24 protein-coding genes are annotated in these 26,238 nt (G+C 58.5%); 14 read left to right on the top strand and 10 right to left on the bottom strand.

The features are described from left to right. The first annotated feature begins 184 nt into the window (after positions 1 to 184). On the top strand, positions 185 to 478 hold the full coding sequence (locus BLU28_RS05575; protein WP_077987415.1) for a BrnT family toxin: 294 nt from the start codon (positions 185 to 187) through the stop codon (positions 476 to 478). Further along, positions 444 to 761: a BrnA antitoxin family protein gene (locus tag BLU28_RS05570; RefSeq protein WP_223215384.1), complete on the top strand. Its 318-nt coding sequence runs from the start codon at positions 444 to 446 to the stop codon at positions 759 to 761. The genes BLU28_RS05575 and BLU28_RS05570 overlap by 35 nt, the downstream gene beginning before the upstream one ends. Before the next feature lie 281 nt (positions 762 to 1,042). On the opposite strand, the gene BLU28_RS05565 is transcribed toward BLU28_RS05570, so the two are convergent. Further along, positions 1,043 to 1,492: a GatB/YqeY domain-containing protein gene (locus tag BLU28_RS05565; protein WP_004442886.1), complete on the bottom strand. Its 450-nt coding sequence runs from the start codon at positions 1,490 to 1,492 to the stop codon at positions 1,043 to 1,045. Between the two features lie 338 nt (positions 1,493 to 1,830). On the opposite strand from BLU28_RS05565, the gene carA reads away from it, so the two are divergent. Continuing rightward, entirely contained in the window at positions 1,831 to 3,036 is a 1,206-nt protein-coding gene (gene carA / locus BLU28_RS05560) for a glutamine-hydrolyzing carbamoyl-phosphate synthase small subunit (protein ID WP_045531978.1), read from the top strand. Positions 3,037 to 3,073: 37 nt separating this feature from the next. Here carA and BLU28_RS05555 read toward each other — a convergent pair whose 3' ends face one another. After that, the gene (locus BLU28_RS05555) at positions 3,074 to 4,471 is read right to left on the bottom strand and encodes an MATE family efflux transporter (protein ID WP_004442888.1); all 1,398 of its coding nucleotides are present in this window, start codon (positions 4,469 to 4,471) and stop codon (positions 3,074 to 3,076) included. 330 nt (positions 4,472 to 4,801) lie between these two features. Between BLU28_RS05555 and mcpU the strand changes: the two genes are divergently transcribed. Together mcpU and BLU28_RS05545 are read left to right on the top strand one after the other, a co-directional pair. Continuing rightward, complete coding sequence (gene mcpU, locus BLU28_RS05550) at positions 4,802 to 6,892, top strand: methyl-accepting chemotaxis protein McpU (RefSeq protein WP_077987414.1); 2,091 nt, start codon at positions 4,802 to 4,804, stop codon at positions 6,890 to 6,892. 287 nt (positions 6,893 to 7,179) lie between these two features. Further along, positions 7,180 to 7,659, top strand: a complete 480-nt coding sequence (locus tag BLU28_RS05545) for a DUF2938 domain-containing protein (protein WP_077987413.1) — start codon at positions 7,180 to 7,182, stop codon at positions 7,657 to 7,659. Between the two features lie 30 nt (positions 7,660 to 7,689). Here the strand turns inward: BLU28_RS05545 and ypfJ are convergent, their stop codons facing one another. Together ypfJ and BLU28_RS05535 are read right to left on the bottom strand one after the other, a co-directional pair. Next, positions 7,690 to 8,607, bottom strand: a complete 918-nt coding sequence (gene ypfJ, locus BLU28_RS05540) for a KPN_02809 family neutral zinc metallopeptidase (protein WP_006699644.1) — start codon at positions 8,605 to 8,607, stop codon at positions 7,690 to 7,692. Between the two features lie 98 nt (positions 8,608 to 8,705). After that, positions 8,706 to 9,194 carry a DUF2306 domain-containing protein gene (locus tag BLU28_RS05535; protein ID WP_077987412.1) on the bottom strand — a complete coding sequence of 163 codons (489 nt, stop codon included), beginning with the start codon at positions 9,192 to 9,194 and terminating at the stop codon, positions 8,706 to 8,708. 47 nt (positions 9,195 to 9,241) lie between these two features. Here BLU28_RS05535 and BLU28_RS05530 point away from each other — a divergent pair, with 47 nt between their 5' ends. The 3 genes from BLU28_RS05530 to BLU28_RS05520 all read left to right on the top strand — a co-directional run bounded on the left by BLU28_RS05530 (position 9,242) and on the right by BLU28_RS05520 (position 14,168). Next, a complete protein-coding gene (locus tag BLU28_RS05530) occupies positions 9,242 to 10,108 on the top strand; it encodes a LytTR family DNA-binding domain-containing protein (protein ID WP_035209299.1) in 867 nt (288 codons plus the stop codon). Positions 10,109 to 10,266: 158 nt separating this feature from the next. Further along, the gene (carB, locus tag BLU28_RS05525; RefSeq protein ID WP_035209297.1) at positions 10,267 to 13,755 is read left to right on the top strand and encodes a carbamoyl-phosphate synthase large subunit; all 3,489 of its coding nucleotides are present in this window, start codon (positions 10,267 to 10,269) and stop codon (positions 13,753 to 13,755) included. 209 nt (positions 13,756 to 13,964) lie between these two features. Beyond that, positions 13,965 to 14,168 (top strand): type II toxin-antitoxin system antitoxin, encoded by a 204-nt coding sequence (locus BLU28_RS05520; protein ID WP_004442898.1) that lies wholly within the window; start codon positions 13,965 to 13,967, stop codon positions 14,166 to 14,168. An 18-nt stretch (positions 14,169 to 14,186) separates the two neighbouring features. Here the strand turns inward: BLU28_RS05520 and BLU28_RS05515 are convergent, their stop codons facing one another. The 3 genes from BLU28_RS05515 to BLU28_RS05505 form a co-directional block, all read right to left on the bottom strand. Continuing rightward, positions 14,187 to 15,326 carry a GGDEF domain-containing protein gene (locus tag BLU28_RS05515; RefSeq protein ID WP_077987411.1) on the bottom strand — a complete coding sequence of 380 codons (1,140 nt, stop codon included), beginning with the start codon at positions 15,324 to 15,326 and terminating at the stop codon, positions 14,187 to 14,189. Positions 15,327 to 15,462: 136 nt separating this feature from the next. After that, on the bottom strand, positions 15,463 to 16,905 hold the full coding sequence (locus BLU28_RS05510) for a UdgX family uracil-DNA binding protein (RefSeq protein WP_077987410.1): 1,443 nt from the start codon (positions 16,903 to 16,905) through the stop codon (positions 15,463 to 15,465). Then, positions 16,905 to 18,137 carry a putative DNA modification/repair radical SAM protein gene (locus BLU28_RS05505; protein WP_077987409.1) on the bottom strand — a complete coding sequence of 411 codons (1,233 nt, stop codon included), beginning with the start codon at positions 18,135 to 18,137 and terminating at the stop codon, positions 16,905 to 16,907. The genes BLU28_RS05510 and BLU28_RS05505 overlap by 1 nt, the downstream gene beginning before the upstream one ends. Positions 18,138 to 18,358: 221 nt before the next feature. On the opposite strand from BLU28_RS05505, the gene greA reads away from it, so the two are divergent. Both greA and BLU28_RS05495 read left to right on the top strand, forming a co-directional pair. Beyond that, on the top strand, positions 18,359 to 18,835 hold the full coding sequence (greA, locus tag BLU28_RS05500; RefSeq protein ID WP_003522847.1) for a transcription elongation factor GreA: 477 nt from the start codon (positions 18,359 to 18,361) through the stop codon (positions 18,833 to 18,835). An 85-nt stretch (positions 18,836 to 18,920) separates the two neighbouring features. Beyond that, the gene (locus tag BLU28_RS05495; RefSeq protein WP_077987408.1) at positions 18,921 to 19,976 is read left to right on the top strand and encodes a glycosyltransferase family 4 protein; all 1,056 of its coding nucleotides are present in this window, start codon (positions 18,921 to 18,923) and stop codon (positions 19,974 to 19,976) included. 19 nt (positions 19,977 to 19,995) lie between these two features. Here BLU28_RS05495 and BLU28_RS05490 read toward each other — a convergent pair whose 3' ends face one another. Continuing rightward, positions 19,996 to 20,463 (bottom strand): Lrp/AsnC family transcriptional regulator, encoded by a 468-nt coding sequence (locus BLU28_RS05490; RefSeq protein WP_004442906.1) that lies wholly within the window; start codon positions 20,461 to 20,463, stop codon positions 19,996 to 19,998. A 248-nt stretch (positions 20,464 to 20,711) separates the two neighbouring features. Here BLU28_RS05490 and trxB point away from each other — a divergent pair, with 248 nt between their 5' ends. The 4 genes from trxB to BLU28_RS05470 all read left to right on the top strand — a co-directional run bounded on the left by trxB (position 20,712) and on the right by BLU28_RS05470 (position 24,734). Then, positions 20,712 to 21,686: a thioredoxin-disulfide reductase gene (gene trxB, locus BLU28_RS05485; protein ID WP_035209282.1), complete on the top strand. Its 975-nt coding sequence runs from the start codon at positions 20,712 to 20,714 to the stop codon at positions 21,684 to 21,686. Between the two features lie 24 nt (positions 21,687 to 21,710). Then, positions 21,711 to 22,607 (top strand): LysR family transcriptional regulator VtlR, encoded by an 897-nt coding sequence (locus BLU28_RS05480; RefSeq protein WP_034498849.1) that lies wholly within the window; start codon positions 21,711 to 21,713, stop codon positions 22,605 to 22,607. Positions 22,608 to 23,204: 597 nt separating this feature from the next. Then, entirely contained in the window at positions 23,205 to 23,495 is a 291-nt protein-coding gene (locus BLU28_RS05475; RefSeq protein ID WP_004442911.1) for an ArsR/SmtB family transcription factor, read from the top strand. A 123-nt stretch (positions 23,496 to 23,618) separates the two neighbouring features. Then, positions 23,619 to 24,734 (top strand): alkene reductase, encoded by a 1,116-nt coding sequence (locus BLU28_RS05470; protein ID WP_022556662.1) that lies wholly within the window; start codon positions 23,619 to 23,621, stop codon positions 24,732 to 24,734. 47 nt (positions 24,735 to 24,781) lie between these two features. On the opposite strand, the gene BLU28_RS05465 is transcribed toward BLU28_RS05470, so the two are convergent. After that, positions 24,782 to 25,171, bottom strand: coding sequence for a DUF6220 domain-containing protein (locus BLU28_RS05465; RefSeq protein ID WP_045531999.1), 390 nt, complete (start codon positions 25,169 to 25,171; stop codon positions 24,782 to 24,784). Then, positions 25,171 to 26,208 (bottom strand): NAD-dependent epimerase/dehydratase family protein, encoded by a 1,038-nt coding sequence (locus BLU28_RS05460; RefSeq protein ID WP_077987406.1) that lies wholly within the window; start codon positions 26,206 to 26,208, stop codon positions 25,171 to 25,173. The genes BLU28_RS05465 and BLU28_RS05460 overlap by 1 nt, the downstream gene beginning before the upstream one ends. Positions 26,209 to 26,238: the final 30 nt, after the last annotated feature.

Below are 26,238 nucleotides of genomic sequence, written 5' to 3'. Positions count from 1 at the left end.
GAGGCCAGTCTTTCATATAAGCGCATAAGAGCCGCAATACAAAATGAAGAGATAAACAATACCCACTATTCACAGGCGGCATTGACATGGTGTATATACAGAAGAATATACGAGTGCATATACATACTCGACGCATGAGTGCCTATCAGCTGACATCAGTGCTAGGTAGCCCATGGAAATCGTGATGGAGGATTTCATCTCATTTGAATGGGATGAGAATAAGCGGCAAATTGACATTCAGAAGCATGGCATCGATTTCGAGGACGCAGTCGAGGCATTGTTCGAGCCTCATATCGAAGTATCTTCTGACCAAAATAGAGAGGTTCGCATAAGCGCTATTTGTCCGTTCACGGGGCGCCTGATAGCTGTCGTTTATGCGATGCGGGGCGAGACATGCCGGATCATATCGGCGCGCGCGGCGCGAAAAAATGAGCAACAACTCTATGACGCGAACTACCCTGGAAGAAATTCGCGCTAAACGCGCGCGCGGCGAGAAGAGCGCGACCGATTGGGCGCGCGTCGACGCCCTGACCGATGCGGATATCGACCGCGCCACGCGCGATGATCCCGATTGGACCGGCTTTGAAGATATCGACTGGTCGAAGGCCGAAGTGGTTTTCCCCACTCCCAAGCAGTCGATTTCCATTCGTGTCGATCAGGATGTCGTGGATTTCTTCAAGGCTACGGGGAAGGGTTATCAGACCCGCATGAATGCCGTCCTGCGCCACTATGTGCACGAACAAAAAAAGCGGCAACGCTAACGGCGGCACAGCCCTTTGCGCCTGCTTCAGGCAAATTTGTGGCACTGCATCATCACTAAAAATTATGTTTTTGTAATTTGAGCAGTCCGTCCGCGCGATGTAAAAACATAGCCACAGTCAAAGCAACAAAATCGCAGCAATCTGCCGACGCCCCGCAGGCACGTCCCCCGAAAAAGCCTGCGCTCGAGAGCATTCTGATCCGCCGGAATGCCGTTTCGTCGACAGAAAAAGGCAGGGCAGCCCACATCTGCCCTGCCTTTACCTTTTTGGCATTGCCGAATTTACTTCAGCAAATCCTTCACGACGCCGGAGGCCTTCGCAAAGTCGATCTGACCGGGATAACGTTCCTTCAGCGCATTCATGCATTTGCCCATGTCACGCAGGCCGGAAGCACCGGTTTCGGCGATGACGGCCTGGCAAAGTTCGCGCACCTTCTCGGCCGGAATTTCTTCCGGCATGAATTCCTTGATGATGACGATTTCTTCGCGCTCCTGAGCGGCAAGTTCGGGACGGCCCGCACCTTCATAGATGCTGGCGGATTCTTCCCGCTGCTTCACCATCTTGGTCAGAATCTGCATGATATCTTCATCGCTGACGGGGTCCTTGCCCACGCCGCGGTTGGCGATATCGCGATCCTTGATGGCCGTCTGGATGAGACGCACGGTCGAGGTGCGGCGTGCATCACGGGCCTTCAATGCGTCCTTCAAAGCGTTTGCGAACGTGTCGCGCATCATTTTTCTTCTCCTTGGGAAAGCGCTTTCCGCAGCTTCTCGATACGGAAACTTTCCACCTCATTTTGCGAAACGACATAAACGAGCCGACACGCTCAAGCAAATCAAATGCATAAGACCTTGAAAATACGGCGGTTTAATTCCACGTAAATCTTGGCCCTGCGGTTGACCGCTTGGGCTGCTTTCGTTATTTTCCGGCACCTGCACGAGATTTTAACGAAGGGTCGGAACGCGAGCTTTATCGCGCGCCCCTTTATGTCACGAAGCCTGCGACAAAAATGGCCCCTTCCCCCCTGCCTTTCAAGAGGCGGGGTGCGAAGCGGCAGAAACGGAACGAGATGACCGAGACAGCGCCCTGGACTACCCGCAAACCGACCGCAATGCTTGTTCTTGCCGATGGCACAGTGATTGAAGGAACGGGCATCGGCGCAACCGGTAAGGTTCAGGCCGAGGTCTGCTTCAACACGGCGCTGACGGGTTACGAGGAAATCCTGACCGACCCCTCCTATCTCGGCCAGATCGTTACCTTCACCTTCCCACATATCGGCAATGTCGGCACCAATGAAGAAGATATCGAAGACCTGACGCCCGCCGCCCGTCGCGGCGCCGTCGGCGTCATCTTCAAGGCCGACATCACCGACCCCTCGAACTTCCGCGCGGTCAAGCATCTGGATGCCTGGCTGAAGGCCCGCGGCGTCATCGGCCTCTGCGGCATAGACACCCGCGCCCTGACGGCATGGATCCGCGAAAACGGTGCCCCGAACGCGGTTATCGCCCATGATCCGAACGGCGTCTTCGATATCGAAGCCCTGAAGGCGGAAGCCAAGGCATGGAGCGGCCTCGTCGGCCTCGACCTCGCCATAGAAGCCACCTCCGGCCAGTCTTCCACCTGGGCGGAAACGCCGTGGGTCTGGAACAAGGGTTACGGCACGCTCGGCGAAGCCGATGCCAAGTATCACGTCGTCTGCGTCGATTTTGGCGTCAAGCGCAACATCCTGCGTCTGTTTGCCGGTCTCGATTGCAAGGTCACGGTCGTTCCGGCCCAGACTTCGGCTGAAGACATCATGGCGCTGAAGCCGGATGGCGTGTTCCTGTCAAACGGCCCCGGAGACCCGGCCGCGACGGGCGAATATGCCGTTCCCGTTATCCAGAACCTCATCAAGACCGACCTGCCGATCTTCGGCATCTGCCTCGGCCACCAGATGCTCGGCCTTGCGGTTGGCGCAAAGACCGAAAAGATGCATCAGGGCCACCATGGCGCCAACCATCCGGTCAAGGACTTCACGACCGGCAAGGTGGAAATCGTCTCGATGAACCACGGCTTTGCGGTGGATACCAAGTCGCTGCCCGAGGGCGTCGAAGAGACCCATATCTCGCTGTTCGACGGTACCAATTGCGGCCTGCGCATCACCGGCAAGCCGGTGTTCTCCGTCCAGCACCACCCGGAAGCATCGCCGGGCCCGCAGGACAGCCACTATCTCTTCCGCCGCTTCGTCAATCTGCTGCGTGAAAAGAAGGGCGAGGCAGCGCTCGCCGAGCGCTGATACTTTTCCAATCCGGACGTTACATGCGGCCCGCTTCTCAGCGGGCCGTTTTCATTTCACGCTTCACAAGCAGCACGAAGCGGATGGTGAGAAGAACGGCGGCTGTCGAAAGACCGATCACAAAGCCGAACCAGACACCGCGCCCGCCGAAACCGAGCGGAAAAGCCATGGTCCAGGCAAGCGCCAGCCCAATCGGCCAATAGGAGATCAGCGCCAGCATCGCCGGTATACGCGCATCCTTCAACCCGCGCAGCAGGCCTGCCGTGACGGCCTGAATGCCATCGACAAGCTGGAAGATGCCGGCAATCACCACCAGGCTGCTCGCATAAGCGAGCACTTCCGCAGCTTCCGGAAGTTTGGGATCAAGGAACCACTTCGCCAGAAATTCCGGCACCGCCGCAAACAGGATGCCACCGCACAGGGCGATGCCACAGGCGATGGCGTAAATCATGATCGAAGCGCGGATGAGGTTCTTGAAGTCCCCCTGGCCCCGCGCCACGCCGACGCGAACGGTCGCTGCCTGCGAAAGGCCGAGCGGGATCATGAAGGCGATGGAAGCGAGCTGCAGGGCAATGCCGTGCGCCGCGAGCTGTACCGTGCCGATCTGCCCCATCAGGATCGAGGCGGCAGCAAACAGGGTCACCTCGGCAAGAATGGTGATGCTGATCGGCAGGCCAAGACGCAGCACTTCAAAAAGCGCATGCCAGTCCGGCCGCCAGAAGCGCACGAACAGCTCGTATTTCTTCGTTTCCTCGCGCGTCTGCACATACGCCACGATGAAGATGAAGCTGAAGGCGTTGACGATGACCGCAACCACGGCCGCGCCATTCATGCCCATGGCCGGCAGCCCGAAATGTCCGAAGACAAGAGCATAGGCGAGTATACCATTCATCACCAGCATGATGATGGTGGCATACAGAATGATGCCTGCGCGGCCGATGGCGCTGACAAGGCCACGCAGCACATAAAACAGCAGCGCCGGCAGAAGGCCGAACTTGGCGATGGCGAGATAATGGCCGGTCAGTGCCGCTACGTTGGCATTCTGCCCAAGCGCAACCAGAATGCGCTCTGCATTCATGAAGATCGGCAGCGCCAGCAGCCAATAGGCAATGGCCACCCACATGCCCATGCGCAAAGAGCGGCGCGCAGACGTTGCATCACCCTGCCCGTAAGCCTGGGCCACCATGGGTACGACGGCAACGGAGAAGCCCGAGCCGAAAATGAAGACGACAAAGAAAAACTGCCCGGCCAGCACCATGGCCGCCAGCTTCTCTGCACCCAGCTGACCGACGATCACCATATCGGTGGTATGGATGCCAAGCTGCGCGAGCTGCGCGCCGATAAGCGGAATCCCGAGAACAAGCGTAGCCTTGAAATGAGAAAACCACGACCCCGATCCGGAAGGAACGGTTCCTGCAACAACCGACGAAGACATTGTAATTCACCCGAACATTGGCCGTTGCCCGCGATTTGCGCAACGGCAGCACGAGGATGAATAAAATAATCGCTGTCTGCATGCAACCGGCAGCAGTGCATGGTTAAAAATTACGCAGTTCTGAAAAGGCTCGACAAATTCGCAATACGAGCCCTCGCCAAACACAAGTTTAGTCGAATTTTACCATTCGCCTTTATCCATTAGAACATCGAATAGTTCTTCTAAAATCATAAGCTGCATGACGCAGAATATTCCCGCCTTCGAGGCATGTTTCCCCAACCATTGTTCAAGATGACCTTATCGGTGCATCGGGCTTCAAGGATCTGTAGCTTGCCAAAGAAAACCAATCTTATGACGCGCATTCTGGTTGCCGCGTCATCTCTTGTCGTCGCCGCCTTTGCGGGCTTTTCGTATTATATCGACAGCCTTCAGCATCGGGTCACCACCGAAGCGGTGGCGGAAAATATCGATTCTTCCGGCAAGCAGGCCGCCCAGAGCATCGCGAATTGGCTGAATGGCCGCATCATGCTGACGGAAACCGTGGCAAAGACGCTTGCCAAGCTTCCCGAGGACGGTGCGAAGCTGCAGTTTCTGGAGAATGAGGTGCTGACCGCGCAATTCATGTCCACCTATTTTGGCAATGCGGAAACCGGCACCTTCACCACCTTCCCGAAGACACCGCTGCCGGAAGGCTACGACCCGCGCAAGCGCCCGTGGTACCTGGATGCGGTGAAAGCCGGCAAGACGGTGCTGACCGAGCCTTATAACGACGCCTCCACCGGCGGCCTCATCATCACGGCTGCCATTCCGGTCTCCGTCGACGGCAAGCTTGCTGGTGTGACCGGCAGCGACTTCTCGCTCGACTCCCTGGTCAAGATGATCACGTCAGTGGATGCCGGCAAGGACGGTTACGCCTTCCTGGTCAGCAAGGATGGCAAGATTCTCATCCATCCCGATGCAAAATTCGTCGACAAGCCGCTGACCGATCTCTTCAAAGTCGATACGCCGGTGATTTCTTCTGCAATTTCCCAGACGGAAATCGACGGCAAGGGCAAAATCACCAGTTTCATTCCCGTTGCCGGCCTGCCTTCGGTCGACTGGTATCTTGGCTTTGTTGTTGATTCCGATGTTGCCTATGGCGCCATCGGGCAGTTCCGCATGGCCGCCACCATCGCCACCATTCTCGCCGCTACGATCATGATCGGCCTGCTGGCGACCGTGCTCTCCCGCTTCATCGTTCGCCCGGTGACGCAGATGACCTCCGCCATGGAAGGCCTGGCTGCCGGCAATCTCGAGGTCGCCATTCCTGGCCAGGAACGCACCGATCAGATCGGCTCCATGGCCGCGGCCGTTGCCGTGTTCCGCTCGAACGCCATGGAACGCCTGCGACTCGAAGGGGACGCCGAACAGAACCGCACACTTTCCGAACAGGAGCGTAACGAGCGGGAAAGACTGGCAGCAAAAGACGCGGCCGATATTCAGTTTGCAGTCGATTCACTGGCAAAGGGTCTTGCTCATCTCTCCAACGGCGATCTCAATTATCGTATCGATACGCCGTTTGTCTCCCGCATCGATCGCCTGCGCGACGACTTCAACAATTCCGTTGCGAAGCTGAATGCTGCGCTCAGCACCGTCGGACAGAACGCGCTTGCGATCGATGCCGGTGCCGGCGAAATTCGCCAGTCAGCCGACGATCTGGCGCGACGCACCGAACAGCAGGCTGCCTCCGTCGAAGAAACGGCGGCGGCGCTTGAGGAAATCACCACGACTGTCAAGGATTCCGCCCGCCGTGCGGAAGAAGTCGGCCGCCTGGTCGACCGCGCCCGCGGCAATGCCGAACAGTCCGGCGTCATCGTCGAAGATGCCGTGCGCGCCATGGAAGGCATCGAAAAATCATCGTCCGAGATCAGCAACATCATCGGCGTGATCGACGAGATCGCCTTCCAGACCAACCTGCTCGCACTGAATGCCGGTGTTGAAGCCGCCCGCGCCGGCGAGGCCGGCAAGGGTTTTGCTGTCGTCGCCCAGGAAGTGCGCGAACTTGCCCAGCGTTCCGCCAATGCGGCAAAGGAGATCAAGACGCTGATCAACGCCTCCACCTCGCAGGTGCAGTCCGGCGTCGAACTCGTCGGCAATGCCGGCAAGGCGCTGGAAACCATCGTCCGCGAAGTGCAGGAGATCAACCGCCACATCGACGCGATCGTCACCGCATCGCGCGAACAGTCGACCGGCCTCCAGGAAATCAACACCGCCATCAACACCATCGATCAGGGCACGCAGCAGAATGCCGCCATGGTCGAGGAGCAGACGGCAGCAAGTCATGGCCTCGCCTCGGAAGCGGCGGCGCTGAATGAGTTGCTAGCGCAGTTCCAGCTCGCCACGGCTACGCGGCGGCAGGCGGAATATGGGCGGGCTGCTTAAGGGAGAATGGATATTGGCCGATCATTATAGCACCGGATCATGGCCAACCATCACCACGCTCGACGTCATCCTCGGGCTTGTCCCGAGGATCCAACCACGTCTCGTGTAAAACATACGTCGCAGATGCTCGGGACACGCCCGAGCATGACGGAGGTGAAATCTTACGCCTTTCTCACCTCATGGCCGGAGCGATCCGGCCATTTTTTTGTCCACCCTCCTAATAGTCGGTTCCCGCCATTCACACGATCCGCTAGAGCTTGATCGATCATGATCATGCGGAGGGATTCATGCTGGAACTGATTTGGCGCGGCATTGCCATGGGCATTGGCGGCACCGTGTTTATGGACATATGGGCAATCATACTGCACCGGTTCTTCGGCCAGTCCGCCCCGAACTGGGCGCCGGTCGGCCGCTGGTTCTGGCATGTGCCGAAAGGCAGGATATTTCACGACAGCATCGCCACGGCTGAACCCTACGAGCATGAACTGGCGCTCGGCTGGATTTCGCATTACGCCGTCGGGATTCTCTATGGTGTCATTCTTGCCCTGGTGGTCCCGGCCACCTGGTTTGCAAACCCGTCCTTCATAGCGCCGTGGGTCGTCGGCATCATAACGGTGGGCGCAGGCTGGTTCCTGCTGCAGCCGGGTCTCGGCATTGGCTGGGCCGCATCGAAGACACCGAACCCAACGAAGGTTCGCGTCCTCAACCTCGTGGCCCATACCATCTTCGCCCTCGGCATGTATGTCGTGGCGCTCTTGATGCGCTAAACGAAAAGGGGGCTGAAAAGCCCCCTCTCCTCAGATATTCGCCGAGAAAGTATCGCAGTCCTCGACCCGGCCGCTCTGGAAGCCGCGCTTAAACCATTCCATGCGCTGCGCCGAGGTGCCGTGGTTGAAGCTATCGGGCACCACATAGCCTTGAGTCTGCTTCTGCAGCGTATCGTCGCCGATCTGGTGGGCGGCGTTCAGGGCTTCCTCAAGGTCGCCGGTCTCAAGAATGCCCTTCTGTTCGGTAAACTTGCCCCAGATGCCCGCATAACAATCCGCCTGAAGCTCCACACGCACCGACATCTTGTTGGCGTCCGTCTGGCTCATCGACTGACGGCGGCGGTTGAACTCAGGCAGAACGCCGGTCAGGTTCTGGATGTGGTGGCCGACCTCATGCGCAATCACGTAAGCCTGTGCGAAATCGCCAGCCGCGCCGAAACGCTGGTCCAGTTCCTTGAAGAAGCTGGTATCGAGATAGACCTTACGGTCGCCCGGGCAATAGAACGGACCGCTGGCAGCGGAAGCATAACCGCAGGCGGAAGACACCTGCCCGGAGAACAGAACCAGCGTCGGCTTCTGATAGGTTTCGCCTGCCGACTGGAAAATGCCGCTCCACGTATCCTCGGTCTCGGCAAGAACGGTGCGGACGAAGGCGGTCGTCTCGTCGGACGATTGCCCCTGTGGTCGCGTGCCGGACTGCTGGGTCCCCGATTGCGTCGTACCGCCGCCATCCATCGTCAGATCGCCGCCGGTCAGCAGCGTTAGCGGGTTGATGCCGAGCACCCAGCTGATCAACAGAATGACCAGAAGACCGCCAATCCCGATACCGCCGCCGCGACGCCCGATTGGCACGCGCATCCCGCCCCGGGAAAAAGGATCACTCGGCCCCGCCGACATGCCGCGCCGATCCTCAATATTGTCCGACTGGCGGCGCCCTCTCCATTCCATGCTATTCTCCCGGCGACTATCGCCTCAACAAGCTGCCTTATAACGGCACTATAATACATCTTGTTCCGGAAGAAAGCAGAGGCGGTCAGCGGAGTCTTTCATGCGGCTCTGCGTCTTTGTTTCAGCACGGTCAGAAACAGGAAGGCAAAGACCAGAGCGCCGGAGGAAACGGCCACAAATCCCGCTCCGCCGCCACCGAAAGCAACCTTATTCATAAGGCGTCCGGGAACGAAGGTGAAACCTCCCGCAATCACGATGCCGCCCAGATAAACGCTCTGCATAATCCGCATATGGCGTCTGATATCGCCACGCCGGGCGAAGTAGATCGATTGCAGACAGCCATATATCGTGAAAGCGGAGAGGAGATGGATCGGGCTGAAACCGTAAAACATGCTCAATTCATGGATGAAGAAGGTCGAAACGGAAGTCGAAACCATCAGCATCACCCAGATCTTGCCGAGCAGCCGGTGGATGGCGGTTCCCTTGGGACGCAGGAAGATGAAGGCCCCGAGAATGGCTGCGGGCATGACGGTGGCGACATGGAATTGCACGGCAAGCGGTGCGTCTAACAGAGGCTGGAATGACATGGTTGCTGTTTCGGCTCGGTTGAAATCACCGGCAATTTCGGCGAAACATGCGGACAGGAAAAACGGATTGGCGCCATCAGCAGGAAAACTTCGTGGATCACCCGTATCTGCAATCCACGCTTCGTGAAATGCACGCCGTTCTGCAATCGCGCAGGCTGTGGCTGACATTCCTCGCGGTACTGGCGATCTTCATCGTGACCGGGCCCTTCGGAACGAGCGAAACCATGAGCTTCGCCGACCGGTTGCTTTACTGGACAATCATTCAGGCCGGCGCCTGGATATTTGCCATATCCTTTTCCATCATCGCCAAAACGATCCTATCAGGCCACATCGACAACATGCTGGCACGCATGATGATCGGCTCGCTTACCGCGGCACTCCCGATCGGGCTGCTGCTCACCATCACCAATCAGATTTTCTACGGCAAGGAGATGGGCTTAACACCGGCTTTGAAAAGCAGCCTCTCATCCCTCCCCCTCTGCGCGATCTTTTGCCTGTTGAGTTACCTCACAACCTGCCAGTCCTTCGAAAAAGCGGCGGAGGCTGAAACGGGCACAGATGCAAATGCAGATCGGGAGGTCAAAGGCATCATCCCCTTGCTGGAACGATTGCCGCCCCAAAAACGCGGAGAATTGTTGCGACTATCGGTTCAGGATCATTACACGCAAATCGTCACCACGCGCGGGCAGCAGCTGGTTCTGCTGCGTTTTGCCGATGCGCTGAAAGAACTCGGCCATACGGCGGGTCTGCAGGTGCATCGTTCCCACTGGATTGCCGATGCCGACTTTATTTCCCTGCGCAAGCAGACAGGCCGTCTGCACATCATTACAAAAGATGGCACGGAGATCCCCGTCAGCCGCTCTTACACCGCGGCGGTACAGGCCCGTTTTGCCGCGCTTGCCCCTGCCCGTTAAGAGTTTCTGTCGATTCCGGAATTTATGGGGTTCCGTTCTCAAAAACATTTGCCTATAAGCCGCTTCTAGCCTGAAAACATTAGAATTGCGCTCCCCGGCCGGTGATCTTCCACCCTGGCCGGTGTTTTGCGCAACCGAAAAGCGGAACGAGAGAGCCCATGCCGAAGCGCCAAGATATCAAGTCCATCCTCATCATCGGCGCGGGACCGATCGTTATCGGTCAGGCATGTGAATTCGATTACTCCGGCACGCAGGCCTGTAAGGCGCTGAAGGAAGAAGGTTACCGGGTCATTCTGGTCAACTCCAACCCGGCGACGATCATGACCGATCCAGGTCTCGCGGACGCCACCTACGTCGAGCCGATCACCCCTGAGGTCGTGGCCAAGATCATTGCAAAGGAGCGTCCCGACGCGCTGCTGCCGACCATGGGCGGCCAGACCGCGCTCAACACCGCGCTTTCTCTCAAGCGCATGGGCGTTCTCGACCGCTACAATGTCGAAATGATCGGCGCGAAGCCCGAAGCCATCGACATGGCCGAAGACCGGGCCCTCTTCCGCGAAGCCATGGCCCGCATCGGCCTTGAAACCCCGCGCTCGATGCTCGCCAACGCCACTGAAATCAAGGATGCCGACCGCAAGAAGCATGAAGCTGCGCGGGCGGAACTGAAGGGCAAGCTCTCCGGCCCCGAACTCGACAAGGCGCTGGACGACCTCGAAAACCAGTGGAACCTCGGCGAAACCGACCGCAAGCAGCGTTACATGGCCCACGCCATGGCCATTGCCGCCCAGGCCATCGATCATGTCGGCCTGCCCGCCATCATCCGCCCGTCGTTTACGCTGGGCGGCACGGGCGGCGGCATTGCCTATAACCGCTCGGAATTCTTCGACATCGTCTCCGGCGGCCTCGACGCCTCGCCGACGACGGAAGTTCTGGTCGAAGAATCGGTTCTGGGCTGGAAGGAGTATGAGATGGAAGTCGTCCGCGACACCGCGGACAATTGCATCATCATCTGCTCCATCGAAAACATCGATCCGATGGGCGTCCACACCGGTGACTCCATCACTGTCGCGCCAGCGTTGACGCTGACCGACAAGGAATACCAGATCATGCGCAACGCCTCGATTGCGGTGCTGCGTGAGATCGGCGTCGAGACCGGCGGCTCCAACGTGCAGTTCGCCGTCAACCCGAAGGACGGCCGCCTCGTCGTCATCGAAATGAACCCGCGCGTGTCGCGCTCCTCTGCGCTGGCTTCCAAGGCAACCGGCTTCCCGATCGCCAAGATCGCCGCGAAGCTCGCCATCGGCTATACTCTGGACGAACTCGAAAACGACATCACCGGCGGCGCCACCCCAGCATCGTTCGAACCCTCGATTGACTACGTCGTCACCAAGATCCCGCGTTTTGCCTTCGAGAAGTTCCCGGGCGCGTCGCCGATCCTCACCACCGCGATGAAGTCGGTCGGTGAAGTCATGGCCATCGGCCGTACCTTTGCGGAATCCCTGCAGAAGGCGCTGCGCGGTCTCGAAACCGGCCTCACCGGTCTCGATGAAATCGAAATTCCCGGTTACGAAGAGGGCGAAGGCTCCAAGAACGCGATCCGCGCCGCTATCGGCACGCCGACGCCGGATCGCCTGCGCATGGTCGCCCAGGCGCTGCGCATGGGCATGACCGAAGAGGAAGTCCACGAGAACTCGAAGATCGACCCCTGGTTCATCGCCCAGTTCAAGGCCATCGTCGATACGGAAGCCCGCATCCGCGAGCACGGCCTGCCACAGGACGCCGAAAACCTGCGCATGCTGAAGGCCATGGGCTTCTCCGATGCCCGCCTCGCCAGCCTGACCTCCAAGCGTCCGAAGGAAGTGGCCGAACTGCGCAACAGCCTGAACGTCCGCCCGGTCTTCAAGCGCATCGACACCTGCGCCGCCGAATTCGCCTCGCCGACTGCCTACATGTATTCGACCTATGAAATGCCCTTCGTCGGCGCCGCCCGCTCTGAAGCGCAGGTCTCCGACCGCAAGAAGGTCGTCATCCTCGGCGGCGGCCCGAACCGTATCGGCCAGGGCATCGAGTTCGATTATTGCTGCTGCCACGCCGCCTTCGCGCTGAAGGATGCCGGCTTTGAAGCGATCATGATCAACTGCAATCCGGAAACGGTGTCCACCGACTACGACACTTCCGACCGCCTCTATTTCGAGCCGCTGACGGCCGAAGACGTGATCGAGATCATGCGCGCCGAACAGGAAAAGGGTGAACTCGTTGGCGTCATCGTGCAGTTCGGTGGCCAGACGCCGCTGAAGCTTGCAGAAGCGCTGGAAAAGAACGGTATCCCGATCCTCGGCACCGCGCCTGACATGATCGACCTTGCCGAAGACCGCGACCGCTTCCAGAAGCTCTTGATGAAGCTCGATCTGGCCCAACCGAACAATGGCATCGCCTATTCGGTCGAGCAGGCCCGCCTTGTCGCTTCTGAAATCGGCTTCCCGCTGGTGGTTCGCCCGTCCTACGTTCTGGGTGGCCGCGCCATGCAGATCATCCATTCGGAAGGCCAGCTCCAGACCTACCTGCTCGACACGGTTCCGGGTCTCGTACCCGAGGACATCAAGCAGCGTTACCCGAACGACAAGACCGGCCAGATCAACACCCTGCTCGGCAAGAACCCGCTTCTGTTCGACAGCTACCTGACCAACGCCGTTGAAGTGGACGTCGACGCGCTGTGCGATGGCGAAAACGTCTTCGTATCCGGCATCATGGAGCACATAGAAGAGGCTGGCATCCACTCGGGCGACTCGGCCTGCTCGCTGCCTTCGCGTTCGCTCAGCAAGGAAACGCTCGACGAACTGGAGCGCCAGACGACGGCGCTTGCCAAGGCGCTCAAGGTCGGCGGCCTGATGAACGTTCAATACGCCATCAAGGACGGCACGATCTACGTTCTCGAAGTCAACCCGCGCGCCTCGCGTACCGTGCCTTTCGTCGCCAAGACCATCGGCGCGCCGATCGCCAAGATCGCCGCCCGCGTCATGGCCGGCGAGAAGCTCGATCCGGCGATTGCCGCTTACGGCGAGAAGCCTGATCCGCGTAACCTCACGCACATTGCCGTCAAGGAAGCCGTCTTCCCCTTCGCGCGCTTCCCCGGCGTCGACATTCTGCTCGGACCGGAAATGCGCTCGACCGGCGAAGTCATCGGCCTCGACACTGATTTCGCGCTCGCCTTCGCCAAGAGCCAGCTCGGCGCCGGTGTCGACCTGCCGCGCTCCGGCGCGGTCTTCGTCTCGGTCCGTGATGAGGACAAGGAAGGCGTTCTGCCCGCCATCCGCATTCTCGTGGAAAGCGGCTTCAGAGTGCTGGCCACCGGCGGCACCCAGCGTTTCCTTGCCGAAAAAGGCATCAACGCCGAAAAGATCAACAAGGTGCAGGAAGGCCGTCCGCATATCGAGGACGCAATCCGCAACCGTCAGGTCCAGCTCGTCATCAACACCACCGACAGCAACAAGGCGATTTCCGACTCGAAGTCGCTGCGCCGCGCAACGTTGATGCAGAAGGTGCCCTATTACACGACGATGGCAGGTGCCGAAGCAGCCGCCCTCGCCATCAAGGCGCTGAAGGCCGGCAATCTGGAAGTGAAGCCGCTGCAGAGCTACTTCAACTAAGAGATCAGCAAGAAAGCCTGACGAACTGAATGAACGCCGCGAACCACCAGGTTGGCGGCGTTTCTCATTGCGTAATACACCTGCAATCCAACGCCGGTATCAAAAAAACATCATTTCCACCCGCAGGCCGATGACGATTTTTCCCTGTCCCGAGAATTCTCCGCCATCGCCGATCACCCAGTTCCTGAACCCGCATCTGGAGTAAAAGCATGACTGGACGACCGCCCGGCCCGATGCGTGTAGCTTTCCCACTGCGCATCGAACCGGTGATTTTGAACGCTGTCCGCCAGACTGCGAGCGACGAGCTGCGCAGCATTAACGCGCAGATCGAAATTCTTCTGAAAGAAGCCCTCAGGCAGCGTGAGCGAGAGGTAGGCCATGACCTGGGCCACAAATCGAACGAGAGCGAATAGCATCTGAAACGGCAGGCTTTAAGCCGCCAGTGCTTCCCGTACGCAGTTGCGGCCTTCGCTCTTGGCGCGGTAAAGCGCGCGGTCGGCCATGTCGGCCAGCGTCTGGAGATCACAGTCTATCTCGCCGCTTGTCGCAATGCCGATGCTGATTGTCACACCGACACGCAGCCCGCCGCAGTCCACCTCTTTCAAAGCAACCGCGTTGCGAATGCGCTCGCCTATCATTGACGCCTTTTGGCTTCCTGCGCCGGGCAGGAAGATGATGAATTCCTCGCCGCCATAACGGGCCAGCACGTCGCCACTGCGAATACTGCCGCCGATCCGCTTTGCCACTTCCTGCAGGACGCTGTCACCGACGGAATGGCCGAAGCGGTCGTTGATCGATTTAAAGTGATCGATATCGAGCAGCATTGTCGCATCGGTGGGATCAGGCCTTGTGGGCATCGTCTGGAAGAAGAAGCGCCTGTTCTTCACGCCTGTCAGCGGATCCGTATTGGCAAGGATCAACAGTTTCCGCTCCGAGCGTTCGGCCACCAGCACCATCACGAACAGGGCAATCGCAAAGTTGAGCATAATGATGAGGAAGAACGCATTGACGATGTTGATGGAGGCGAGAGAGGGTGAAAGCACCCCCTTTACCACCAGAAGTGAAATCAGCCCCGAGACGGTGGTGATCGCGCCCAGCGCGATGCGGGAAAGAAGCGGCTCCTTGCGCCAGCCGCTAAACAGCACCGCGGCCGCGCCGAGATAGGCAAGCGCCGCACAGCCATTGAACAGCGCAGCGCGCAACGCATTGTTCTCCGCCACCTCATACGCGATGACAATCCCGAGAACCACGACAAGACAAGTCCCAAGCAGAGTTTTCTGCGATACAAAACGGCCGTCGCTCAACGTTTTCAGACCAAGCCAGATAAGCGCATAACCTGCAATACCGAATACGATACTGCCCAACCGCCACAAGGCCGGCGACAATATCTTCCACTCGCCATATCCGGCAAGCGTTGAGCCGGCGGCCATTGCCGCAAAGCCCGCGGCAAGAGTGACAGGACCGCGCAGGCCGCGATTGGTCAGCATCAAATAAATAAAACTCATTAGCCCCACGATGTAGGAGCATTTTTGCATTAGTATGACTGTTGCAAGGTCAAGTTCACCAAGCATAATACGCCCGTCTATAAATATTTTGATGAGACATATAAAATGACTCGAATAAATTTCAATTAAAACGAAAAACTAACGATGCGTAAAGCATAACAACGCCAAGTTGATAATCGATAAAATATATACTTAGAAAAGACTATTCAAAATTTCTTACATAAAGCATGTCCTGTTTGAATTTCTTGATTTCCATCTCTTTAGCCTGCTCATCAGGGAGGCGAAGCAGGTAGGATGGGTGCACGGTGACAAAAAGCGTCCGCCCTTCTTGCATTGGCAGGGGACGGCCGCGAATCTCCGAGACCTTTTCTTTGCCGCCGGTCAGCGCATATAGCGCCGTTGCACCCATCGCAACGATCAGCTTCGGCTGAACAAGCGCGATTTCCTGGTTGAGCCACCAGCGGCATTGCTCCACTTCCCCCGCATTCGGCCGCTGGTGGATGCGCCGTTTGCCGCGCGTTTCGTATTTGAAGTGTTTCACGGCATTGGTAACGTAAAGCCCGCCGCGGTCCACACCGATCTCTCTGAGCGTCCTGTCGAACAGCTGGCCAGCGGGGCCGACAAAAGGTTTTCCGGCCAGATCCTCGTGATCGCCCGGCTGCTCGCCGACGACCATGATCTTCGCGTTTTCCGGCCCGTCACCCAAAACGGTCTGCGTCGCCTTGCAATGCAGGGCACACCGTGTGCAGTGGAGCGCTTCATGCGCCAGCGAAGCAAGCGTGCCATCCGGCAAAGTTGACTGCTCTTCCCGTGCGGAAGCCGCTGCCTGGAGGCGATGGTGAAACGGCTTCGGTTGGCTCGCCTCCTTCGCCGCCATCTCCAGCACCCGCGCCTCCGCGCCCAGAATCAGGTCAGGGATGAGCTCGGCTTCCGGCAGATTCTTCCAGTATTTCTTCGGCATCTCCGCTGTCATGGCCTTGATCTTCAAGCGGGCCGGGTTGAAAATATTGGCGTAATAGGTCCGCCAGAGATCGTCCGTTTCATCCTTGAGATCAGGCTTGGCGGCAGCCTCCCGTGATGTCTGCAGCAGGTTTCCGTCCCATCGGGCGCTGCCCTTCGGCGAGACAATCAACCAGTCCATGTCGGTGAAGCGACGTTGAAAAAACGGAGCCGTACGTTCGATGATGAAGTGGTCCGGTTCGAACCACGCCACGAACCGCCGTCGCCCGCCCTGCCCTTGGGGCAATGGCAGCTCCTTGAAACGCACGAAGGCCGTCATCTTGTGATAATCGCGACGGACAGACTTTTCGAGCAGCCGCACATCGGAAACATCCGGATCGGACTTGAACTGCAGCAGGGCCCGATCCCGTTTCAGCCGCCACAATAGCCTGTAGAGCAGCGCGAAACGGCCGGGATCGCTGTGGCAGATGACGGCCTGCGCCAGTGCGACAAATGCGGCAGGTACGGGAACCGGGGCGCCGCCCTCCGTTGGCAATGGCGCACCGGAAAAGTCGAGAAGCCCAAACCCGTCATCCTGCAGCCGCCAGTCGATCTTCTCCGGCGGTATATTGGCCGCAAGCGCCGCGCGCGCAGCATCGCGCCACTCGGTGAAATCCCCCCGCCCCTCCAGCACCGGGCCATACATCACAACAGCGACAATTGTTCAGGCTGCGGCGCAAACATCGCGCGCAGATCCGGCCGTTCGATCAGCTTGCCCGGTGTCCATCCCTCCGCGACGATAAAGGCCTTCACCTTTTTGAGAGATACGCCGAAGCGGGCGATATCTTCCAGCCGCAGGCTTCGGAACTTCCGCGACGAGAGAATCGAGGCAACCGTCTTGGTGCCGAAACCGGGTACACGCAGCAACATTTCGCGATCCGCCGCATTGACGTTTACCGGAAACTGATCGCGATGCTTCAATGCCCAGGCAAGCTTCGGGTCGATGTCAAGATCCAGCATGCCGTTTCCGCCGATAGCGGTTATCTCGCCGATATCGAAACCGTAAAAACGATAAAGCCAGTCCGCCTGATAGAGGCGGTGTTCGCGCATCAGCGGCGGCTTGATGAGTGGCAGGTTCTTCGACGAATCCGGAATTGGGCTGAACGCCGAATAATAGACGCGCCGCAGACCATAGCTTCCATAGAGCCGCGCGCTGGTGGAAAGAATGGTGCTGTCATCGGCGCCGTCGGCGCCCACGATCATCTGCGTGCTCTGTCCGGCGGGCGCAAAACGCTTGGTTTTTCGCGTTCTGACGGTAGGCTCGCCCGCCTCCTCGATCTTCAGGCGAATATCGGCCATAGAGCGGCGAATATTGGCGGGCTGCTTTTCCGGCGCAAAACGGCCGATGCCGCTATCGGTGGGCAACTCGATGTTGATCGACAACCGATCCGCATAAAGCCCCGCCTCCTCGATCAATTTCGGAGACGCTTCCGGAATGGATTTGAGGTGGATGTAACCACGAAAGCAATGGGTGACCCGCAGTTCACGCGCCACACGCACCATCTCCTCCATCGTGTGATCAGAGGAACGGATGATACCCGAGGACAAGAACAACCCTTCGATATAGTTGCGCCGGTAAAATTCGAGCGTCAGCCACACCACCTCTTCTGCGGTAAACCGCGCCCGTTCCACATTGCTGGAAGAACGGTTGATGCAATAGGCGCAATCATAGATACAGAAATTGGTGAGCAGGATTTTCAGGAGCGATATGCAGCGCCCATCCGGCGCATAGGCATGACAGATGCCAGACCCTTCTGTCGAGCCCAATCCGCCAGAGGCTGCGGAGTTCCGTTTCGCCGTCCCGCTCGATGCGCAGGAGGCGTCGTATTTCGCGGCGTCAGAGAGAATGGCCAGCCGTTGCCTGATTGACTTCTTCATAATAATGTTCACTATATGTTCTCTTGAAGATTGTCAATCAGGATGTTCAAGTCATTGGAAAGACGAAGAAATATTGATGCCTCAAATTTGCTGGCATTTCGCTGTCGTCTTCTGATATAGTCCGCTCAGTTATGATTTTGGCATGGTTCCGGAGTTCCCCTCCGGAACCTGTTTCTTTTTGTGTCTGCAGGTAAAGCGACCGGAATGCGAAGGATAAAAAAATGGTAGAAAAAGTACCGATGACCCAGGGTGGATTCGTCAAGCTTCAGGAGGAGCTTCGCTGGCGCCAGCAGGAGGAACGCCCCCGCATCATCGAGGCGATTGCGGAAGCGCGCGCCCATGGCGACCTTTCGGAAAACGCCGAGTACCATGCTGCCAAGGAAGCGCAGAGCCATAACGAGGGCCGCATCACGGAACTCGAAGATCTGACGGCGCGCGCTGAAGTCATCGACCTTTCCAAGATGTCGGGTTCGAAGATCAAGTTCGGCGCCACCGTGAAGCTGGTTGACGAAGACAGCGATGAGGAAAAGACCTATCAGATCGTCGGCGACCAGGAAGCCGACGTAAAGGCCGGCCGTATTTCCATCTCTTCGCCGATTGCCCGCGCCCTGATCGGCAAGGAAGTTGGCGACAGCATCGAAGTCAACGCGCCTGGCGGCGCCAAGGGTTACGAGATCCTCGCGGTTCAGTGGGGCTGATTGCCCCATGCAATGCGCCCCCCAGCGGGCGCATTGCTTTTGACCTGTTGCTCCCCTGAACCAGCCGCAAAGACGGAAGCCCATCTTGTCCCACGTCAGACTGAAAGATGTGCAGGTGCTTGCGCCGAATTTCAAACGCAGGCTCTCCGGCGTCACCTCCACAATCGTTCAGCTGATACCGGTGCAGAACCGGATGGGACAGAAGGTCGCCACCATCGGCCCCGGCCTGCCGCCGCATCTGCCGCATGTGCGTTTCCGCGACCTGTGGCGGCTCTGGCAAGGCGGCCCGTTTGGCGGTCCGCGCATCTGGCATGCCCGCCGCAACCTCGAAATGTTGCCGGGAATTTTCATGCGTGATGTGCTGCGCATGAGGGTGAAGCTTCTCTTCACCTCGGCCGCGCAGAGGCGGCATTCCGCCTACACCCGTTTCCTGATCTCCAGGATGGATGCCGTGGTGGCCACCAACATCCGCTCGGGCTCATTTCTTGAAGTGCCCCATCGCGTTGTCATGCATGGCGTGGATACCGAACTTTTCCATCCGGCAACCGGTCCTGAGGACACGATAGCCGCGACCGGCTTGCCGGGACAATATCTGATCGGCTGCTTCGGGCGGGTCCGCCACCAGAAGGGCACCGATCTTTTCGTGCGTGCCATGATCGAACTTCTGCCCGCCTATCCGCAATGGACAGCTGTGGTTTCAGGCCGCGTGACGGCGGAACACAAGGCTTTTGCCGAAACCCTTGAAGCAGATGTCAGGGCCGCCGGCCTCGCAGATCGTATCGTGTTTCAGGGTGAAGTTGATGACATCAAGCCGTGGTACAGGCGGCTGACGCTCTATGTCGCGCCTTCGCGCAACGAGGGCTTCGGGCTGACTCCGCTTGAAGCAATGGCCTCGGAAACGGCCGTCGTCGCCAGCAATGCCGGTGCCTACGAGGAAATGATCGTCAAGGGCGAGACCGGGGCGGTTGTTGAAGCGGGGGACTATGCATCACTGAGGGATGCGATAAAGACCTATCTCGCCGATCCCGCCATGGCCAAAGTCCACGCGAGTACCGGACTTGCGCATGTGCGCAGCACTTTTCCGCTGGAAAAAGAAGCGGCCAGTCTTGGCGAAGTCTATGAGGCGTTGCGGCGGGGGTAATGCGTCGCAAACCGGAAAATCAGATTTCCACGAGACCGACGCGCTTGACCTGACGGATGGTCAGCATGGTGCGCACCGTATCGACATTCTCATCCGCAGTCAGAACCTCGATCACGAAGTCCTGAAATTCCGTCAGGTTTCTTGCGACGCAATGTAACAGGAAGTCGCTTTCGCCGGATACCATCCAGGCCTGGCGCACGAGAGGCCACCCGGCCGTCGCCGCGGCAAAGGCCTTCAGATTGCTGTCCGACTGGCGCTTGAGACCGATCATGCAGAAGGCGACGAGATCAAAACCGAGCTTCGGCGCGTTCAACATGGCGTGATAACCCTCGATTACCCCCGCCTCCTCGAGCTTGCGGACGCGCCTCAGGCACGGAGGAGCCGAGATACCGACCCTTTCGGCCAGTTCCACATTGGTCATGCGCCCGTCGCGCTGCAATTCGCGCAGGATTTTCAGATCGATGGCATCGAGTTCGACGCTGGTCACGGAGGAGTACCTCGTTAAGCTGGAGAACTTCCTTGTACTATTCGGCGCGGGATTCGCAACAATATGCCGCCAGCCGGTCACAAAATTGCGCGTGCATCCACAACTGCCTTGTTGGTAACGCAAGGCTGCCCTTGAATAAAGGCACTAGACAACCTTAAATACCCGCCAACGAAGGGGTTATGGCCCGTCCGCCCTGCCGCGGCTGGAAGGCCTCGCTGAAGACCCTGCTATTGAGAAGGAAATTTCCCATGTCTGCCCGCCATACCAAGGTATTGATCATCGGCTCCGGTCCCGCAGGCTACACGGCGGCGATCTACGCGGCGCGCGCAATGCTGAAGCCGGTGCTGATCGCCGGCATGGAACAGGGCGGTCAGCTGATGATCACCACCGATGTCGAGAATTACCCGGGCTTTGCAGACCCTATCCAGGGCCCGTGGCTGATGGACCAGATGCTGAAGCAGGCGACGCATGTCGGCGCGGAAATCGTCAGTGACCTGGTGACCGAAGTTGAAACCAGCGTTCGCCCGTTCGTCGTGAAGACCGATTCTGGCCAGGTATGGACCGCCGACACGCTGATCATCGCCACCGGCGCCAAGGCCAAGTGGCTCGGCATCGAGAGCGAGCAACATTTCCAGGGCTTCGGCGTTTCCGCCTGCGCCACCTGCGATGGTTTCTTCTATCGCAATAAGGATGTGATCGTGGTGGGCGGCGGCAATTCCGCCGTGGAAGAGGCGCTTTATCTCGCCCATATCGCCAAGTCGGTAACGGTCGTGCACAGACGCGACAGCTTCCGTTCGGAAAAAATCCTTCAGGAACGGCTCTTTGCCAAGGACAACGTCAATATCCTCTGGAACACGGAAGTTGCCGAAATTACCGGCGCGCCAGCAAAACCGCCGATGCCGCCCTCCGTTTCCGGCGTCAAGCTGCGCGACACCAAAACCGGCGCGATCAGCGAAAGGCCCATTGACGGCGTCTTCGTCGCCATCGGCCACGCGCCTGCCGTGGAGCTCTTCAAGGGCAAGGTGAAGCTGAAGGACAACGGTTATATGTGGACCGCTCCCGATTCCACCGCCACCGACGTGGAAGGCATTTTCGCGGCCGGCGACGTCACCGACGACATCTACCGTCAGGCAATCACCGCCGCCGGCATGGGCTGCATGGCCGCGCTGGAAGCGGAACGTTATCTCACCGCGCATCAACCGCTTGCTGTCGCAGCGGAATAACTGAAAGGCAGGATAGGCATGGCAATGCCATTGGACTGGGATAAACTGCGCATATTTCATGCCGCAGCCGAAGCAGGGTCTTTCACCCATGCTGCCGACAAGCTGCATTTGTCCCAGTCGGCCATCAGCCGCCAGGTCAGCGCGCTGGAGCAGGATGTCGGCGTCAAGCTGTTTCATCGCCACGCCCGCGGCCTGATTCTTACCGAACAGGGCGAACTGCTCTATCGCACCGCTCACGATGTGCTGCTGAAGCTCGAAACGGTGAAGATGCAGCTCACCGAAACGACTGAAAAGCCGAGCGGCAAGCTCCGCGTCACGACGACGGTGGGCCTCGGTCAGGGCTGGCTGACGGACAAGGTGCAGGAATTCCTGCAGCTCTATCCGGAAATGTCGATCCAGCTCATCCTCGACAATGAGGAGCTGGATGTGAATATGCGCCACGCAGATTGCGCCATTCGCCTGCGCCAGCCCCAGCAATCGGACCTCATCCAGCGCAAGCTCTTCACGGTGCACATGCACGTCTATGCCGCGCCGTCTTACATCAATCGCCATGGCGAGCCCCAGTCGGTTGAGGATCTGGACAACCATCGCATCATCTCGTTTGGCGAACCCGCGCCGAACTACCTGCTAGATGTCAACTGGCTCGAAAATGCCGGGCGGTCTTCCGACAATACCCGCACCCCCCATCTGCAGATCAACAGCCAGACCTCGATCAAGCGCGCCTGCCTGCTGGGAATAGGTATCGCCTGCTTGCCGGATTACATTGTCGGCCGGGACCCCGGCCTCATCCAGTTATCGCTCGCGGCCGACATTCCGTCATTCGACACCTATTTCTGCTATCCGGACGAGATGAAAAATGCTGCAAAGCTGAAGGCCTTCCGCGATTTTATCGTCGCCAAGGCGCGCAACTGGAATTTCTGACGTTTAAATAGCCGAACGGCTGAAATAGACGTTATTTTTCAAGGAGATACAGGGGAATTCATGGAAGGGCGACCAGTCGCCCTTCGCCAGCTTTGCACATAAAATATACCTGAAATATCGAGGCCTGCACCCGACGCATGCCTGACCTGCACAAAAAAGAATTGTTTCGTGCACAAAAAAGCACCATATCGCTCTCAGCTGATGCACACGGTGGCTTTTCCTCCCAGTTCCACCGCATCAGCTGTTCCCCTCTGGAGGTTTTTGACCTTCACACTTAAAGGGCCCTGGATACATCCGGCGGCCCTCTTTTTTTACCCGCAAGAATTTTCTCCAAATTGGCGAAATATCGGATGATGCAACCTTGTTTTGCATTGTCGCTCCCACCATATCTTGGTTGGCTGTCACGCTCGCTCAGGCACGCGACAGCTGTTCCCCTCTGGAGGTTTTGACCTTCAAACTTATCAGGCCGCGGAAATATCCAGCGGCCTTTTTTTTTGCCGATGCCACCGCGCCCGTGCAGTCCTCACAGAGACGTGACTTGTATATCGATAATGATCGATATAAATATCGGGTATGTCAGATATTGAAGAAACCCCAATGAACCCGGAGGAAGTCCTCAAGGCCCTTTCGCACCCCGCACGGCTGAAATTTCTGGAATGGCTGAAGTCTCCGGAAAGTCACTTCTGTCAGGAGCATCCGCTCAGCATGGGTGTTTGCGCCAACCAGTTTCAGATCAGCGGCCTGTCGCAATCCACCGTCTCCTCGCATCTTGCGGTACTGCAGGCGGCGGGCCTGATAAGGTCGAAGAAGGTGGGGCAATGGGTGTTTTTTGAGCGCAACGAGGAAACCATCGATGCTTTCCGCAATTATCTGCAAACCAATCTCTGAGCCTCCCAAGCTTTGAGCCCCGGGGTGCCGGACGGGAACCGCGACACGGTTTCGCACCGGCACCCATATCAGGATAGCGCGCCTGCCGCGCAATTTCGCCAACCGACCAGAAAGTGAAGTCGCATGACCAGTCTTTTCGAACCGGCACAGGCCGGCGATATCGAACTCGCCAACCGCATCGTCATGGCCCCTCTCACCCGCAATCGCTCCCCGGGCGCCATTCCCAACAATCTCAACGCCACCTATTACGAGCAGCGGGCGACAGCCGGCCTGATCGTCACTGAAGGCACGCCCATTTCCCAGCAGGGCCAGGGTTACGCCGATGTTCCCGGTCTTTATAAGCGGGAAGCGATTGAAGGCTGGAAAAAGATCACTGACGGCGTTCATTCGGCGGGCGGCAAGATCGTTGCCCAAATCTGGCACGTGGGCCGAATTTCCCACACCTCGCTGCAGCCGCATGGTGGCCAGCCCGTCGCCCCCTCGGCCATCACCGCCAAATCGAAGACCTATATCATCAATGATGACGGCACCGGTGCCTTTGCCGAAACCTCCGAGCCCCGTGCCCTCACCATCGACGATATCGGCCTCATCCTCGAGGATTACCGCAGCGGCGCGCGCGCGGCACTGGAGGCCGGTTTCGACGGCGTCGAAATCCATGCCGCCAACGGTTACCTAATCGAGCAGTTCCTGAAATCCAGCACCAACCAGCGCACGGATGATTACGGAGGCTCCATCGAAAACCGCGCTCGCTTCCTGCTGGAAGTCGTCGACGCGGTGGCGGAAGAGATCGGCGCCGGCCGCACCGGCATCCGCCTCTCGCCAGTTACCCCTGCCAACGATATTTTCGAGGCTGATCCGCAACCGCTCTATAATTACGTGGTTGAGCAGCTGGGCAAGCGCAATCTCGCCTTCATCCATGTCGTAGAAGGTGCGACGGGCGGTCCACGCGATTTCAAGCAGGGCGACAAGCCTTTCGATTACGCGTCCTTCAAGGCGGCTTATCGTAATGCCGGCGGCAAGGGCCTGTGGATCGCCAACAATGGTTACGATAGGCAGAGCGCCATCGAAGCCGTGGAAAGTGGCAAGGTTGATGCCGTTGCTTTCGGCAAGGCCTTCATCGCGAATCCTGATCTGGTGCGCCGCCTGAAAAACGACGCGCCGCTGAACGAACCGAACCAGCCGACCTTCTATGGCGGCGGCGCCGAAGGTTACACCGACTATCCGGCCCTCGCCCAATAGCAATGAACAAGACGCCGCATCGTTCAAAAGCGATGCGGCGTTTTCGTTCATTGCGCGCTTCTCGCCTGCCGCGCGGCAAAATCGGAAAAGGCGCCCATTACGAAGGCATTGGGCAGATGCAGCGCCTGCAACAGCCCATTGCCCGTTTCCCGACCGATGCTCATCAGCGCCACCTGCAGACAATAGATAGCAAGCAGCACCAGCGAACGGCCAAGATTGGGCCGCAGGTCCTCGTATCGCAAAGCGAGGACCGCCAGCGACAGGATCGGAACGGCGATCAGAAGGCCGAGCCCCTTGTGCAGCGACAGCAGCGATCCATCGTAATAGATCGACAGCCCGGCCAGCAGCACCTGAGCGAAGATCAGCACGGGCACGCTTGCCGAAATCACGGCAAAGGCGCGACGCCTGGTCGACATTCCGTTCGCAACCGCGCCCATCACGCCCTGCCTTCGGCGTCGGCCGGATGCGCAAGGTTCGACAGCTGCGGCCTCTCGTCAAGGCAGCCGAGACCCGCCAACGTGGTCGCCACCGCAATGTCGATAGGTGTCTTCGGCTCGCTTCCAAGGAAATCTGTCAGCTTACGATTGCTCATCCTGATCGGCATCTGCCAGAGATATTGCATTTCCAGCACTTCGCGGAACAGCGGAACGAACGGCGCAACCATTTTGATGCCTGTCCAGGATAAACGTCGCCGCTTGACCGGATGGCCCACAACCCGCTCGATCGCTTCAATCAGTTGCAGCCCGTCGAAATCCCAGAAACCTTCCATGTGATAGACGGCAAAGGCCGGAAGCTCGTCTGCACGGTCGAGCAGTCGGCCAATGGTTTCCGCCACGTCAGGCAGATAAGCCCATTGGTGTCCTGCATGGCGGGCAGAAGGGTTCTGCACGCTGCGAACCGGCCTGCCGGGTCGCACCAGCATCTGCGAAAACCAGTTGTTTCTCGCATCTGGCCCAAAGAAGTCGCCCGCCCGGACGATCAGCACCGGCACGCCGCGCATTGAAGCCAATTTAAGCCGCCGCTCCATCTCCACACGCAATGCGCCCTTGCGGGTAAAGGGCTTTTGCGGGCTCTCCTCGCTCAGCAGCGGAAAGGCGTCAGAGCCGAAATTATAGATGGTCCCCGGGAAAATAATCCTCGCCCCACAGCTTTCAGCAGCCGCGATCGTGTTGTCCAGCATCGGCAATACCTGCTTCTCCCAATCGCGGTATCCGGGAGGATTAACCGCATGGACGATCAGCCGAACACCTTGTGCCGCCTTCAAGACGTCCTGTCCGCTCATGGCGTCACCCACCACGAACTCGACATCGCCAGTGATGTGGGAAGCCGCCTTCCGCCGCGTCATCGCCCTCACGCGCCATCCCCGTTGCTGCAGCATACGGGAGACCTGGCCGCCGACACCCCCATTAACGCCCAGAACCAGCGCCAGTGGCCGATCATTCTCTGCTGAATTTGCGTTGTTTTCATATATCATCGCCGTACTCCTTGTTCTGGGATGGAGTAT

The sequence above is a fragment of the Agrobacterium pusense genome (assembly GCF_900102105.1).
Taxonomy (GTDB): domain Bacteria; phylum Pseudomonadota; class Alphaproteobacteria; order Rhizobiales; family Rhizobiaceae; genus Agrobacterium; species Agrobacterium pusense.
Note: the sequence above shows the minus strand (reverse complement) of the source record. Positions and strands in the feature narration are given on the sequence as shown.